This window comes from uncultured Psychroserpens sp., from assembly GCF_947492715.1.
Taxonomy (GTDB): Bacteria; Bacteroidota; Bacteroidia; order Flavobacteriales; family Flavobacteriaceae; genus Psychroserpens.
Window position 1 is genome coordinate 497,876 of sequence record NZ_CANLNS010000001.1, and the last position, 16,622, is coordinate 514,497.

Sequence of the window (16,622 nt, forward strand, 5' to 3'; positions counted from 1 at the left end):
TCTATTTTAATTTAGTAGTTAATAAAAGTGGACCCTTGGATCTTAATTCGATATTATCTCCCCAAACAAAAGTATCTCCAGATATGATATTTTTTAGTGTTTTCCCTTGAAGCCCTATTTCAGCATAACGCTTTAAATCTATAGTTATAGGCTCTTCATTTTTGTTGATAATCAAGACAACCGTTTCATCTCCTAAAGTTCGAAATAAAAAGTACGTGCCCATAAATGGTGAAAAATGAACTGTTTTTCCATCGTGAATAGCCTTGCTGTTTTTTCTATAATGCAGTAGGTTTTTAACGAAGGCCTGCATGTCTTTTTGCTGTGAAGACAAGCCTTCTCCTGTGAACGCATTCACAGAATCACCTTGCCATCCTCCAGGATAATCTGTTCGTATTAATCCATGATCTCCTGGCTTCTCAAAATCATCCATAAGAATTTCGGTACCGTAATACATTTGTAAAATTCTAGGCATCATGGCATAGGTTGCAACAGCCATTTTTGTATTGTTAACATCACCTTTCAGTTGTGTAAAAATACGACTCATATCATGGTTTCCTGGGAATATCATGATACTCTTTGGATTGGCATAATGAAAATCGTTTGCTAAGCCTTCATAGATTTTCACCAAACCTTTATCCCAAGATTCATCCTCATTTAAGGCTTCAACAACTTTGGCTTGCATAGCAAAATCCATTGTAGATTTTAAATTAGAATCATAGCCATCTCTGTTATTCGCACCTTCTTGCCAATAACCAATAAGTAACGGGTTATAACTCCACTCTTCTCCAACAATATTAAAATTTGGGTACTCGGTCATAATGGCTCCAGCCCAATCACTCATAAAGTCCTTATCGGGATACGGATATGTATCTTGGCGAATACCATCTAATTGAGCCGTTTCTATCCACCAAATACTATTTTGAATGATATACTTTGCCATAAATGGATTACGCTGATTTAAATCTGGCATTGCCGACACAAACCATCCTTTAGAATTTCCATCTTTGTCATGCTGAGCCGCATAGATATCTTGATTAGATGTGCGTCTATGATTAGAATGTGTTGTTGTTCTCCAATCCCAATTATCTTTGTTTTTTTCGTAATTTTCTTGAAGATTTATCCAATCCTTAAATGGTAAGTCTTTCATCCACCAATGTTCTAATCCGCAATGATTGGCAATTTGATCCATAATAAGTTTCATGCCTTTATCTTTGAGCTTTTTAGATAGCTCTTGATAGTCATCTAAGGTTCCAAATCTAGGGTCTATTTTGTACAAATCTGTAATGGCATAACCATGGTATGAGCCTTCTTTCATATCATTGATTAACATTGGCTGTGGCCAAATAGCGGTAAAGCCCAAATCTGAAATATAGTCTAAGTTCGTTATTATACCTTCAATATCACCTCCATGACGTGCATAACTATCACTTCTATCAATGGTATTTTCTAACAAAGCAACTTGCCCTTCCTTGGCTATTGGTGTATCATTATTTGGGTTCGCATTAGCAAAACGGTCTGGTGTTATGAGATAAATAGCGTCACTGCTATCAAAACCAATAAAATCTTCGGCAGGTTTTAAACGTGTTTTCAGTTGATATGTGTGTATAAGCTCATTGCCTTTATCGTCGTTAAATCTAATATTAAAGGTTCCTGCTTTAGTATCTTCTGAAATGAGCAAATCAATAAACAAATAATTGTTACTAATATCTCCTTTAGTTACTTTTTCAATCGTCACACCTTCATAAGAAATGCTAGGTGTATATCCTCCAATATTGTCATGTTTCACCAATAATTGAAGTTGCTCATTCTCAAAACCTACCCACCAGTTTGGTGGCTCGATCCGATCAATATCATTTTGATTAATAAGCTCTGATTTGGTACCGCTTTCAACACTATTTGATTTGGTTGAATCTTTACAAGACACACTTAAAACAATGATACCTAAGAAAAATAAATAGATGTGTTTTTTCATAATTAAAAAGTTTAAGTGTTACGTTTTGTTTACACAGTAACCATATTATTTGGACTTATCGTTACCAATTCACCATTAACAAGAATATTTAAGTCATTATAACCTTCAAGTTCAAAGTAGGTATGACCTTTACAAACATTGACTTTTATAATCTGGTTTCTAAAGTTCACTTTAAAAGAATACGCATCCCATTGTTCAGGTATTTTAGGTTCGAAAGACAAGGTGTTATCTACAATACGCATCCCGCCAAAACCTTCAACAATACTCATCCACGTTCCTGCCATAGATGTAATATGAAGTCCTTCTTCTACTTCTTTATTATAGTCGTCTAAATCCAATCTTGAAGTTCGTAAATAAAATTCATATGCTTGTTCCATACGACCTAATTTTGCTGCTTGAATACTGTGCACACATGGTGACAATGAACTTTCATGTACTGTAAAAGGTTCATAAAAATCAAAATGACGTTCTAACTCTTCTATCGAAAAATGATCTTCAAAAAAGTAGAATCCTTGCAAAATATCAGCTTGTTTGATGTATGGTGAACGTAAAATTCTATCCCAAGACCATTTCTGATTAATAGGACGTTGTGAGCGATCTAAATCGGCGACCGTAATTAATTCTTTATCTAAGAATCCATCTTGCTGCAGATAGACGTTTTTATCTTCGGAAAACGGAAAGTACATGTTACTTGCTACTTTTCCCCATTGAGATATTTCGGCTTTAGACAGCTTAGTTTTATTCATAATTCTGGTAAAATCAGAATTATAATCGGCTTCAATTTTATCAATGTTTTCAATAGCATAATCTATACACCATTTTGCGATATAATTTGTGTACCAGTTATTATTGACATTATTTTCATATTCATTTGGACCAGTAACACCTAGAATAACATGGCTTTGTTTTGCCTCAGAAAAAGTTGCGCGCTGGTGCCAAAATCTGGCTATACCTATCAAAACTTCCAACCCTTTTTGAGGAATGTAACTATAGTCGTCTGTAAAACGATGATAATTATAAATTGCAAAGGCAATTGCTCCATTTCTATGAATTTCCTCGAACGTAATTTCCCACTCATTGTGACATTCTTCGCCATTCATGGTTACCATTGGATACAAAGCAGCACCATTAACAAAGCCTAATTTTTCGGCATTCTCAACTGCTTTTCCTAAATGATTGTAACGATATTCTAATAAACTTTTGGCAACATTTTGATCTTTGGTTGCCATGTAAAAAGGAATGCAATAGGCCTCGGTATCCCAATAGGTACTTCCACCATATTTTTCTCCGGTAAAACCTTTAGGACCAATATTTAATCGAGCATCTTTTCCAAGATAAGTTTGATTTAATTGAAAGATATTAAATCTAATACCCTGTTGTGCTGCTACATCGCCTTCAATGGTAATATCTGCCATATCCCAAATTTTAGCCCAAGCTAATTTTTGTTGTTCTAGGAGAGCATCAAATCCCATTTCAGAAACTTTATTAAGCGTGTTTTTAGCTATTGAAATTAGCTCATTTTTATCATGATTTCTATCGGTAGTATAACCTCCAAATTTTGTAAGTGTTATGGTATCTCCTTTCGTAACTTGATTTTGGTAGGTAAACTCTATTCTATCAATGGTATCGCTAATGGTTTTATTTTGTTTTAGCACATTACCATTCAATGCCACTTGTGTTTTCATTGCAGTACACACATAAAAATGTGTTTTCATTGTTTTAGATACAATAAACGCCTGCTCATTGTCATGGTTCACGCTTAATACATCCCAAAATGTATCATCCCAATTAGAGTCTTCATTAGTAATTCCGTTATCTAGATAGGGAGAAAAATCAATTTGAGCGTCATTATTTAAAGGAGTTACATGATACTCAATCGCTCCTACCTCATCAATATCTAAGCTCAAAAACCGTTTGGTTTCAACTTTTATTTCAACAAAATTTTGCAGTGTTGCTCTAAAGCTCCGCGACAACCATCCTTCTTTCATATTAAGCTCTCTACGGAAATCATCAATTTTATTGCAATTGGCCAAATCTAAAATCTCACCATTAATGGTTACATTAATACCAATCCAGTTTGGGGCATTCAATACTTTTGCAAAGTATTCTGGATACCCATTTTTCCACCAGCCTACTCTCGTTTTATCAGGATAGTAAACACCTGCAACATAACTCCCTTGAAATGTAGCGCCAGAGTAGTGCTCTTCAAAATTAGCACGTTGTCCCATGGCTCCATTCCCTAAACTCATTAAGCTCTCAGAAGATTTTACGCGCTCGGTATCAAAACCTTCTTCTATAATTGACCAGTTATCTGGTTGTATATAATTATTATTCATTTTAGTTTATAAATCAGTTGTCAATTGATAAATTTTTTGGTTCTTTTTTAATCTTACCTGAAATGATATCCTCAATAAACGTTATCGATATTTCGGTAAAATTTTTAAATACAAAATCTGCCTCATGAAGCACATCATTTTCTCCAATTCCTATGGCAATCATATGAGCAGCATTTGCCGCTTGAATGCCTGCAACAGAATCTTCAAACACAATACAATCTTCTGGTTTAATTTGTAATAATTGTGCTCCTATTAAAAATACCTCGGGATCTGGTTTTGCCTTAGACACATCATTTCCATCAACAATAGATTGAAATTTTTCAAGCAGATTTACCTTGGTTAATATCGATCTGGCATTTTTACTTGCCGAACCTAAAGCAATGCCTTGCTCCTTTTCAATAAGCGTATTTAATATTTTTGTCACATCTGGTAAGATTTCAGACTCATCCATACCATTGATATAATTCAAATAATTATCATTTTTTAAACCCATGAGTCTCATGAATTCATCTTCTGAAAGGGATGTATTTCCCCATTCTAATATTTTTTCTAATGAACGTACTCGGCTTACACCTTTAAGTTGTTCATTTTGTGCTTCGGAAAAATCAATACCAATACTATTGGCTAATTGTTTCCAAGCTAAGAAGTGATACTTTGCGGTATCAACGATAACCCCATCGAGGTCAAATATGAATCCTTTTTTATGCATTTGTTACAATGTCTTTTTTATCTTTTATTTTAAAGGATAGTAATCCAGCTAGAATAAAACTTATTCCACTAACCATTAATGCAAAAATTGCTTGATTATCATAAGCATACTTTACAAGTGGCCCTCCAATTATTCCATTTATAATTTGTGGAACCACAATGAAAAAATTGAAAATACCCATGTAAACACCCATCTTTTTTGCTGAAATAGATCCTGCCAGCATAGCATAAGGCATAGATAGAATACTAGCCCATGCAATACCAATGCATACCATTGGTAAAATCAACCAATTCTCGTTAGGCATAAAATAAATTAATATCAACCCTAAACCACCTACAAATAATGAGTATGCATGTGTTTTTTTTCTGCTAATTTTCTTAGCGATAACAGGTAAAAGAAATGCAAATATTGCTGAAATACCATTGTAGATTCCAAATAAAATACCAACCCAATTTCCTGCTTGTTGATACGTTTCACTGCTTGAGTCTTCAGGAGGCAAACCATAAATATGCTGAGCTATTGCTGGTACAGCAAAAACCCACATCCCAAATAAAGCGAACCAAGAAAAAAACTGCACCCAACTCAATTGTCTCATAGTTTCAGGCATTTTTCTAAAATCCTCAAAAATATCAACGAGCTTAGCCTTTCGTTCTTTCCTATTGTCATCAATTGCTTCTGGATTTTTAGCCGCTTCAAACTGAGCTAATTCTTCTGGCGAATATTCTTTTGTAGTAAAAATGGTAATTAAAATAGACACAACTAATACTATTGCTCCAATAACAAATGACCACAACAAATTAGCTGGCACAGTACCTTCATCTGATATTTCAGGAACTCCAAACCAATTAGCCAACATCCAAGGGAGCCAAGACCCTATAACTGCTCCTATACCAATCAAAGCTGTTTGTATACTAAACCCCTTTGTCGTTTGCTCATCAGATAAATTATCTGCTACTAAAGCACGAAAAGGCTCCATGGCTATATTAAAAGAAGCATCCATAATCATCAGCATTCCTGCTCCAACCCATAGTGCTGGAAGAATGGCAATCATAAAATCTGCTTGAGGAATTAATATCATTCCAATTGAAGCTAATACAGCACCAAGGAGAAAAAATGGTTTTCTACGTCCAAATTTCGTCCAAGTGTTGTCGCTGTAATGACCAATTATTGGTTGAACAATAAGCCCCATAAAAGGTGCTATTAGCCAAAACCATGATAACTCATGAACATCAGCTCCAAAAATTTGTAAAATTCTACTTGCGTTGGCATTTTGGAGGGCAAAACCCATTTGTATCCCTAAGAAACCGAAACTCATGTTCCAGATTTCCCAGAAACCTAGCGTGCGCTTTTTCATAATAGTATGTTTAAATTAATACTATTGACAAGCGATAAAACTTATCAAAACTTAAATGTAGAAGTGAAAATATAAGTTTTGATTAGGGTGTAAATATAATAAAGTTTTTATTTAATCCATGATAAATCTCTCATTTGGTCGATTCTCTTTCAATAAGATTCGTCTCAATAACGACAGTTTCGTAGATCTCTTCGGCCTCTTCATCTTCCTCTTCGATCTCTAATCTATTAATCAACAAATCGGCTGCTTTCTCGCCAATTTCTTGTCCGTGCTGACTCACAGTTGTCAAACTTGGTGTTGAATGTTTTGAGAGCACACCATCAGTAAAACTAACAACTTGAAGCGATTTTGGAATTTCCAAACCCAGTTTTCTTGCTACTTTAATTGCGGTAACGGCATAAAGCTCGTTGACTGCAAAAATGCCATCTATAGATTTGTTGGATTTAAATAATTGCTCTATTTCTGACTCCAATTCATCTAAATGATGATTAGACAATAATTTATCTTCAATTTTTAAAATTAGAGATGCTTTCGCCTCCATTTTATAATCCTCTAAGGCTTCAAGATATCCTTGCGTTCTTAACTTACCAACACTAACATAATCTTTAGTAGTAATAATCGCAATGTTTTTACAACCGCCAGACACCAATTTCTCAACAGCCTTCTTGGCGCCTTTTATATCATCTACAATAACCTTGTCGCAGGGAATTTCATTTACAACACGATCAAACATGACAATAGGCATTCCTTGGTTTATAGTTTCAGTGAAATGATGATAATCTTGTTGTTGCAATGTTTCTTTGGCAATAGATAAGATAAAACCATCTATGCTTCCATTGGCGAGCATTTGCATATTAATCACTTCCTTATCAAAAGATTCATTAGACAATCCAACAATAACGTTATAACCTCTCTTGTTGGCAACCAACTCAATTCCTGTAATTACGGTTGAGAAAAAATAATGGACAATTTCAGGAATAATAATGCCAATCGTTTTTGTTTTTCTATTCTTTAAACTTAACGCAATATTATTGGGTCTATAATTATAGAGTTTAGCAAATGCCTGAACTTTTTGTCGTGTATCTTCGCTTATTTCTATACTATTTCTTAGTGCTTTTGAAACCGTTGAAATAGATACATCCAATTCTTTTGCTATTTGTTTTAGGGTTATTTTTCGTTTCATTAGAGCTGTTTACAACTAATCTATTTTGTTTAATAAATTAGTTTTAAAATTAAACAAATATTTGTGTTTCTTATTAAAATTGTCTATTTTAAATTCCGAAGTTGACAATAAAGATATTATTTTATTACAAATTCAATAATTTTTAGCCATTTTAAGTTAGTTACTGTTAAAATCTGAAAAGTTTTCAACACGAAAACGTTTGCGTACCCCAAAAACAAAGGCGTAACAAAAAAAACACCCAAATTTTACATAGATTTAACCCTAGAAGTGAAAATATAAATCAATTAACTAAAGCAACTAACTTTAAAAATATTTTATGAAGACATTTTTAAATAGCTTATTAGTACTGTTTTTTATACTACCTATAATTGGCTTTGGCCAAACCAAGGTAACAGGTACAGTAACGGATGAAGCTAACGCATTACCGCTTCCAGGGGTTAACATTCTTGTTAAAGGAACAACCACTGGAGCATCGACTGATTTTGATGGAAATTATTCAATAACAGTCAGTCAAGGAGATATCTTAGTATTTTCATACTTGGGATACACGACAAAAGAAATCACTTATACAGGACAATCACCACTTAATGCAACCTTAGTTCAAGACGCAGGTCAATTAGATGAAGTCGTGCTTATTGGTTATGGTTCTACAACGAAGCAAGATGCTACTGGAGCTGTAGAAAAAGTAGGTGATGAAGAATTTAACAAAGGAGCAATCGTTGCACCAGAACAATTACTTGCAGGTAAATCTGCGGGTGTAAGAGTCACTTCTAATAGTGGAGCTCCTGGTGAAGGTGCTGATATTAGAATTCGTGGAGGAGCTTCTCTTTCTGCGACAAATGCGCCCTTAATTGTTGTAGATGGTCTTCCTTTAGACCAAAGAGGTGTTCAAGGTGTTAGAGGGCAATTAAATGCCATCAACCCTAACGATATTGAAGATTTTGTTATCTTAAAAGATGCATCAGCAACGGCTATTTATGGATCTAGAGCTTCAAATGGTGTGATTTTAATTACGACCAAAAAAGGAAGAACTAATAGTCCACTAACATTTGAATATGATCTTAAAGCATCCATTCAAGATGTTAGCGATTTTGTAGATGTACTAAATGCAGATCAATTTACGGCAATTGCTCAAACCGCTAACGGATTTGACCCTAACCTCATTGGAAACTCTAACACTAATTGGCAAGATGAAATCTATTCCACTGCTGTTGGAGCCATTCATAATTTAACTGTATCTAAAGGATATGAAACGTTCAATTTCAGAGTTAACTTTAATCACGCTTCTCAAGAAGGTGTATTAACTGGAGGCTTATATGAACGTAATGCACTTAACACCTCATTCGTTAAGCGTTTCTTAGATAACGATTTAAAATTAACCTTAACCGCTAAAGGTGTTATTGATGAATATGATTTTGCGGATGGTGGTGCGATAGGTTCTGCAATTGCATTTGATCCTACGCAACCTGTTTACAATCCTGACGGAAGTTTCTTTCAATACTTTGGTGAAACACTTGCGCCTACTAACCCATTATTTTTATTAGAGAATAATGATAACAGATCACAGAATAAAAGATTCATTTCTAATTTCAATGTAGATTACAAACTCTGGTTTTTAGAAGGTTTAAGATTTAACTTAAACGCTGGTCTTGATTATTCTGAAAATGATGGTCGACAATTTAGCGCTGCAAGTCCAACAAATCCAAATGCCTTTCCGTTTAGGAACCTCTATAATGGTTTAGATAGAAATACAGCATTAGATTTCTATTTCAACTACAAAAAAGATGTAGAATCAATAGATACAAACTTAGATTTAACCGTTGGACATGCTTACCAAGAATTTTACAGACGATCTGGAGGTAGAGATACTGGAAACACTGGAATATTTGTAGAGCGCATGGAAAGTATCAATAGAAATTCTTTAGAATCATATTTTGCAAGAGCAAGTTTTGATGTTTCGGATAAATACTTATTATCATTAAGTTATAGACGAGATGGTTCTTCAAGGTTTAGCGAAGATAACCGTTGGAGTAGTTTCCCAGGAGCTTCGGTAGGATGGAAAATTTCTAACGAAGATTTTATGGAAAATTCCTTCTTTTCAAACTTAAAACTTAGAGCTGGTTGGGGAGTTACGGGTCAGCAAGAAATTGGTCTTAACTACGCATTTTTAGGACTCTATACTCCTGGAACCGGTGATGCTGCTGTTCAAATTGGAGATGAATTCTTAGCGACCTTACGTCCAGAAGAATTTGACGAAAACTTGAAATGGGAAGAAACAACACAATATAATGTCGCTTTAGACTTTGGATTCTTTGACGATAGATTAACAGGTACTGTTGATGCTTATTACAAAGAAACTGAAGATTTATTAGCAACCATCCCTACAGCCGCAGGTTCTAACCTTTCAGATTTGTTACTTACTAATGTTGGTAATACAACCAGTAGAGGTATTGAATTTAGTTTAAACGGTAAAGTTGCACAATCTGATAACTTTAACTGGGATTTAGGTTTCAATATCACCTTCCAAGATTATGAAATTACAAATCTTAACCTTAGTGGAGACCCAGATTTCTTTATTCCTCAAGGAGGTATCTCAGGTGGTGTTGGTAACAACATTCAGTTATGGAGACCTGGTTTTGATCCTACAACGTTCTTCGTATTTAGACAAGTATACGACAACCAAGGGAACCCAATTGAAGGCGCTTATGTAGATGTGAATGGTGACAATCAAATTACAGAATCTGATAGACAAGCATACAAAAAGGCAACTCCAGATGCCTATGCTGGTTTTACAAGTAATATGAGTTATAAAAACTTTGATTTCAGCTTTACATTTAGAGGAAGTTTTGGAAACTACATGTACAATAATGTTGCTTCAGATAGAGGTAATACATCAACGGTTACAAATGCACCAGGTAATTACTACCCTAATGCTCATATAAGTGTATTGGACACCAACTTCCAAAACCAAAACTTATTCTCTGATCTATATATCCAGAGAGCAGATTTCGTAAAATTAGACAACATATCAATTGGATATTTAATTCCTTTTGAAAAGATAAAACTAAGAGCTTCATTCACTGCAACAAACGTGTTGACAATTACAGAGTATGATGGGCTTGATCCTGAAATTGGTAATGGTATCGATAATAATTTTTATCCAAGACCACAACAATATGTATTAGGACTTAATTTAACATTTTAAGAAAGATGAACACTAATAAATATATCAAAGCTATGATGAGAACATTAAAATTTGTCTTTGCAGCTTTTACAATTGTACTCTTTATGCAATCTTGTGAAAGTGACTTAGACTTACAACCAGAAGATGGTCGTCTTACTGGAGATGCCGCTTTCGAAAATCCAGAAGCTTACAAACAATTTTTAGCGAAATTGTATGCTGGAATTTCATTGAGTGGACAGGATGGACCTGCCGGAAATCCCGACTTAGCTGGTTTGGATGAAGGTTTTTCCAATTACTTAAGACTCTATTGGAAAATGCAAGAGCTTACAACTGATGAAGCCATTATTGGTTGGAATGACGGAACAATTAAAGATTTACATGCTCAAACTTGGACTTCTGGTAACGAATTTATCAGAACTATGTATAGCAGAATTTTTTATCAGGTAGCCTTGACTAACGAGTTTTTACGTCAAACTACTAATGATAAATTAGATGCTAGAGGTGTTGATGCCGAACTAAGAGCAGACATCCAAGAGTTTAGAGCGGAAGCTCGTTTTATGAGAGCATTAAGTTATTGGCATGCCATGGACTTATTTGCTAACGTACCTTTTGTTACAGAACAAGATCCTATTGGTGCGTTCTTGCCAGAACAAATTCAACGTGCAGATTTATTTGATTATATCGAATCGGAACTACTAGACATTGAAGGTGCTATTGTAGGTGCTAGACAAAACGAATATGGTCGTGCCGATCAAGCTGCAGTTTGGATGCTTTTAGCTAAAATATATCTTAACTCAGAAGTATACACAGGAACACCAAGATATACAGATGTAATCACGTATACAAACAACATCATTGGAGCTGGTTATTCAATTCCTGGTAATGAATACTATCAGTTGTTTTTAGCCGATAATAATACAAATGGAGCTCAAGAAGAAGTTATATTCCCTATTACTTTTGATGGATTGAACACACAATCGTTTGGTGGAATGACGTTCTTAGTGCATGCTCCTGTTGGCGGATCTATGAATCCTGCAGATTTCGGAATTAATGGTGGATGGTTCGGTATTAGAACAACGCCTACTTTTGTAGAGCAGTTTCCAGGAGAAGAAAATTCTGCCGATGGTAGAGCTTTATTCTATACAGATGGTCAAGAAAAAGACATTTTAGATACCTCTCCTTTCAATAATGGTTTTGCCGTAGAAAAATTCAGAAATGTAGATGTAAACGGTGTTGCTGGTTCAGATTCAACTGGTGATCACCCAGACACTGATTTTCCAATGTTTAGATTAGCAGATGCCTACTTAATGTATGCCGAAGCAGCTCTAAGAGGTGGAGGTGGTAGTATGTCTACTGCAACAGGTTATATTAACCAATTAAGAGAAAGAGCTTACGGAGATACTAGTGGTAATATTTCAGAAGGAGACCTATCGTTAGACTTTATTCTTGACGAAAGATCTCGCGAGTTATTCTGGGAAGCACATAGAAGAACAGACTTAATCCGTTTCGGACAATTCTCTGATCAAGGTATCTGGCAATGGAAAGGTAATGTACAACAAGGCGTTACAACAGAAGCCTTTAGAGATATTATGCCTCTTCCTGCATCAGACTTAGGAGTTAACACTAATTTACAACAAAACGAAGGATACTAAAACATAACTAAAATGAAAAATATTAAATTTTTAACCTTATTATTTATTGCCTTACTAGGCTTTAACTCTTGTGAAACTGAAGATGATGTTGTCTTCATTGCAGAAGAATCTGAACTTGCGTTCTCAAATACATTTCAAGCAGAATATGTATTAACACCAGCTACAGCAGGTAACTTAGCAGAACGTTTTACTTGGGAATCTGCAGATGCAGGTGTACCAACAAATTTTACATACGAATTACAGAGATCAATTACAGGTGATTTTACAGATGCTTCTGCGGTTGGATCTACTACATCAAACGAAATTGGAATTACTGTTGGTGATATGTTAGGATATGCAGCTCAGGCTGGTCTTGATAATGATCCAGACACAGAAGCTCCAAACACAGGGCAAGTGGCTTTTAGATTAAGAGCATTTGCTGGTACAGGTGGTTTAGAAACATTCTCAGCAGTACAATCTTTAACAATGGTACTTCCAGAAGGAGAAGCAGCGGCTGCAGTTTGCGAATTTGAACAATTATATCTTGTAGGAGCTGGTGTTGTAGATGCTGGTTGGTCTTGGGATACTCCTGTAGTATTACCATGTGTTGAAAATGGTGTTTACGGCGGAAATGTTGCTTTCCAGAGTACAATGGATAATAACAATTTTAGATTCTTTACTGTAAATACAGATTGGGGATCTGGTCGTAACTATCCATTCTACGAAGATGATGGATATACAATTGACTCGGACTTTGAAAACGCTATGGATGGTGATTCTAATTTCGGATTTATTGGAACTACAGGTTTATATTACCTAGAAGTTGATACTAATGCTAAAACTATTACTTTAGGTGCTCCTCAGGCAACTGGAACATGTGAATTTGATGTATTATACGGTGTTGGTGCTGGTTTAGTTGACGCAGGCTGGTCTTGGGACACTCCTGTTCAACTTTTATGCTCAAGTGATGGCGTATACTCTGGTAATGTAGCATTGCAAAATACTGCAGACAATAACAACTTTAGATTCTTTACTGTGAATACAGATTGGGGATCTGGTCGTAACTATCCATTCTACGAAGACGATGGATATACAATTGATTCTAACTTGGTTAATGCTATGGACGGTGATTCTAACTTTGCTTTTATTGGAACCACAGGGACATATCTATTAACTATAGATACTAATCTTAAGACTATAACTTTAGAATAATATATCTATCTTAGATAGGTGTTAATTAAAAAAGGCTGTGTCGTTATAACATGGCCTTTTTTTAAAAAAATCATTTGCTATGAAAAAAATTACATGTGCATTTTTAGTGTTATTCTCATTGACTATTAATGCTCAAATAACCCTAAACCCAGGAGCTTTTGAAGTCAATCAAGAAATAACAATCACAGTTGATATTAATAGTACAGATAGCGACTGTAACGGTTTTAGCAATCCTACCAAAGTTTATATGCATTCTGGTATTGGAGATGATACAAATGCCTTCGGCTTTAGTGTTATCGGAAACTGGGGTCAAGATGATGGGGTTGGACAAATGACAAATAACGGTGACGGCACATACAGTATTACAATAACACCCGAAACATATTATGGCTTAGATGCTACACAAGCGGCCAATGCCACACAGCTGGGTATTGTTTTTAGAAATGAAGATGGTTCTCAGGAATTAAAAGATAATGGCTGTAACGACTTTATTTTAAGAGTTGGAATTGTAAACATCAATATTATTCAGCCAACAAGCTCAATAGTTGTTGTAAATTCTGGCGACAACTTAACCGTAAGAAGCAGTTTAAACTTTCAAGGAAATTTAACACCTGGCGCTTTCGAATTATACTATAACAATGTATTTCAAACAGGAGGAAATGGGTTCACAACCTACCAAGGAGTTATCAATAATATAACCACAAGTGGCACAGTTAGAATTGAAGGATCTCCTTTATCTTCTTCAGAATCAAGTTCGGCTGAGTTTGATGTTATTGTTGTTCCTACAGTTGTTGAACAAGCACTCCCTGCCAATGTTGAAGATGGTATAAATTATGGAGCAGATGCAACAAAAGCCACACTGGTTTTAACAGCACCAGGCAAAGAATTCATACAAGTTGCGGGTAGCTTTAATAACTACACACCAACCAACGCTCATGTTATGAAACGTGATCCAGGAACTGGAAAGTACTGGTTAGAGCTTACAGGCTTAACTCCTGGCCAAATTGAAACCTATCAATATTGGGTTTTTGATACAAACCCTATCGCAGATTCTCCCGCTTTAGTGAAAACTGCCGATCCATACTCTACTTTGGTGCTTTCGCCTTTTGACGATCCTTTTATTCCAGCATCAACGTATCCCAACCTACCAACATATCCTGTTGGACAGGAACGAGAGGTTACTGTACTACAAACTGGCCAAACACCTTATAACTGGCAAATAACAAACTTCAACAAACCGAAAGAGGAAGATCTAATAGTGTATGAGGTTTTAGTTAGAGATTTTGATATCGACAGAAATTACCAAGATTTAATAGACAGAATAGACTATTTTGATAATTTAAATATCAATGCCATTCAGCTAATGCCAGTTATGGAATTTGAAGGTAATGAAAGTTGGGGATACAACACCTCATTTCATATGGCCTTAGATAAATATTATGGTACAGAAAACAAACTCAAAGAATTTATCGATCTATGTCATCAAAGAGGAATTGCTGTGATTTTAGATGTTGCTTTAAATCACGCCTTCGGAAGAAATCCAATGGTTCGTATGTGGATGGATGATCCAGATGATGATGGTTGGGGAGAACCAAGTAGTGAAAACCCTTATTTTAATGAAGTTCCTAAACACAGTTATAATGTTGGTTCAGATTTTAATCACCAAAGCGATCTTACGAGAGACTATACGAAACGCGTCGTTAAACATTGGATTGAAGAATTTAAAATTGATGGTTTACGATGGGATTTAACCAAAGGGTTCACTCAAAACTGCGAAAACAGCGAAGGTTGTACTAACAGTTACCAGCAAGACCGTGTTGATGTGTTAAAAGAATACGCAGATTATTCGTGGGCATTAGACGCTGATCATTATGTTATTTTTGAGCACTTAGGGCAAGAAAATGAAGAAAAAGAATGGGCTAATTATCGCTTAGGTGAAGGCAAAGGGGTTATGATGTGGGGAAAAATGACCGACCCATATAATCAATTAACTATGGGCTTTAACTCTAATAATAATATCGCTGGTATTGGTCATAAATCTCGTTCGCAATTTAATGGACCTCGTGTTATGGGATATCCTGAAAGTCATGATGAAGAACGATTGATGTATAAAAACTTGACCTTTGGAAATAACTCTACAGGGTCACATAACGTTAGAGATTTAAATACGGCCTTGTCTAGGATGTCTGCATTGGGTGCTATGAGTTTAACTGTTCCTGGTCCTAAAATGATTTGGCATTTTGGAGCATTAGGTATGGACAATTCTATATTTACTTGTCCAGATGGTAGTGTTAATAATCCTAACTGTAAACTAGATACAAAACCGCAACCTCAATGGGCAGAAAACTGGTTGAGCAATACCAATAGAAATCAAATTTATAATGATTGGGCAAGACTCATCGATCTAAAAATTAATGAACCTGTCTTTGAAGGTGATTATACTATAACATCTGGTAATTTAACTCCTAGAATAGACATTTTTGATACAACCATTCCAACCATTAACTTAAGAAATGTGGTGATACTCGCCAATTTCGATGTGGTCCCTCAGACCGTAAATACAAGTTTCCCTACGGCTGGAGCTTGGTATGATTTAATGGATGTTAACGGGACAACGACCTATAGTGCTTCAACAGTAACCATAGCGCCTGGGCAATTTAGAATTTTTGGAAACAATCCTCCCGTTACTTTAGGTACAAATGATTTTAACATCAATACATTTAGCATTTATCCTAACCCAGTAAATACATCATTTAAAACGAATAAAACGCTAAGTCGTTTACAAATATTTGATATCACTGGAAAATTGGTTAAATCATTTAATGGTGATTTCACCGAAAATGATACCTATGATATTTCAGATTTAACACAGAGTATTTATCTTGTTAAAATTGAAAATAATAATGGTGAAACGTTAACATCTAAACTTATTAAACTTTAATACAGATTAGTAGCAATTTGAATTAGACTAGAAAACCTCCGATTAAGTTTGGAGGTTTTTTTATTTCATTAATGAGAAAAAGGGTAGCTGATTTTTACTA

At 35.1% G+C, this 16,622-nt stretch carries 9 protein-coding genes; 4 read left to right on the forward strand and 5 right to left on the reverse strand.

Features of this window, described 5'->3' with window-relative positions:
- Position 1 precedes the first annotated feature (1 nt).
- The 5 genes from Q0787_RS02285 to Q0787_RS02305 form a co-directional block, all read right to left on the reverse strand.
- Positions 2-1,972, reverse strand: coding sequence for a glycoside hydrolase family 13 protein (locus Q0787_RS02285; protein ID WP_298900594.1), 1,971 nt, complete (start codon positions 1,970-1,972; stop codon positions 2-4).
- Positions 1,973-2,001: 29 nt separating this feature from the next.
- Positions 2,002-4,308: a glycoside hydrolase family 65 protein gene (locus Q0787_RS02290; protein WP_298900595.1), complete on the reverse strand. Its 2,307-nt coding sequence runs from the start codon at positions 4,306-4,308 to the stop codon at positions 2,002-2,004.
- 13 nt (positions 4,309-4,321) lie between these two features.
- Positions 4,322-5,017, reverse strand: a complete 696-nt coding sequence (gene pgmB, locus Q0787_RS02295; protein WP_298900596.1) for a beta-phosphoglucomutase — start codon at positions 5,015-5,017, stop codon at positions 4,322-4,324.
- Entirely contained in the window at positions 5,010-6,371 is a 1,362-nt protein-coding gene (locus Q0787_RS02300; RefSeq protein ID WP_298900597.1) for an MFS transporter, read from the reverse strand. Before Q0787_RS02300 ends, pgmB begins: the two co-directional genes overlap by 8 nt.
- A gap of 130 nt (positions 6,372-6,501) precedes the next feature.
- Positions 6,502-7,554: a LacI family DNA-binding transcriptional regulator gene (locus tag Q0787_RS02305; protein ID WP_298900598.1), complete on the reverse strand. Its 1,053-nt coding sequence runs from the start codon at positions 7,552-7,554 to the stop codon at positions 6,502-6,504.
- A 316-nt stretch (positions 7,555-7,870) separates the two neighbouring features.
- Between Q0787_RS02305 and Q0787_RS02310 the strand changes: the two genes are divergently transcribed.
- The 4 genes from Q0787_RS02310 to Q0787_RS02325 all read left to right on the forward strand — a co-directional run bounded on the left by Q0787_RS02310 (position 7,871) and on the right by Q0787_RS02325 (position 16,522).
- Positions 7,871-10,759, forward strand: coding sequence for a SusC/RagA family TonB-linked outer membrane protein (locus tag Q0787_RS02310; protein WP_298900599.1), 2,889 nt, complete (start codon positions 7,871-7,873; stop codon positions 10,757-10,759).
- Between the two features lie 32 nt (positions 10,760-10,791).
- Positions 10,792-12,390 (forward strand): RagB/SusD family nutrient uptake outer membrane protein, encoded by a 1,599-nt coding sequence (locus Q0787_RS02315; RefSeq protein WP_298901512.1) that lies wholly within the window; start codon positions 10,792-10,794, stop codon positions 12,388-12,390.
- Between the two features lie 12 nt (positions 12,391-12,402).
- Positions 12,403-13,581, forward strand: coding sequence for a SusE domain-containing protein (locus Q0787_RS02320; RefSeq protein ID WP_298900600.1), 1,179 nt, complete (start codon positions 12,403-12,405; stop codon positions 13,579-13,581).
- Positions 13,582-13,660: 79 nt separating this feature from the next.
- A complete protein-coding gene (locus tag Q0787_RS02325) occupies positions 13,661-16,522 on the forward strand; it encodes an alpha-amylase family glycosyl hydrolase (protein ID WP_298900601.1) in 2,862 nt (953 codons plus the stop codon).
- Positions 16,523-16,622: the final 100 nt, after the last annotated feature.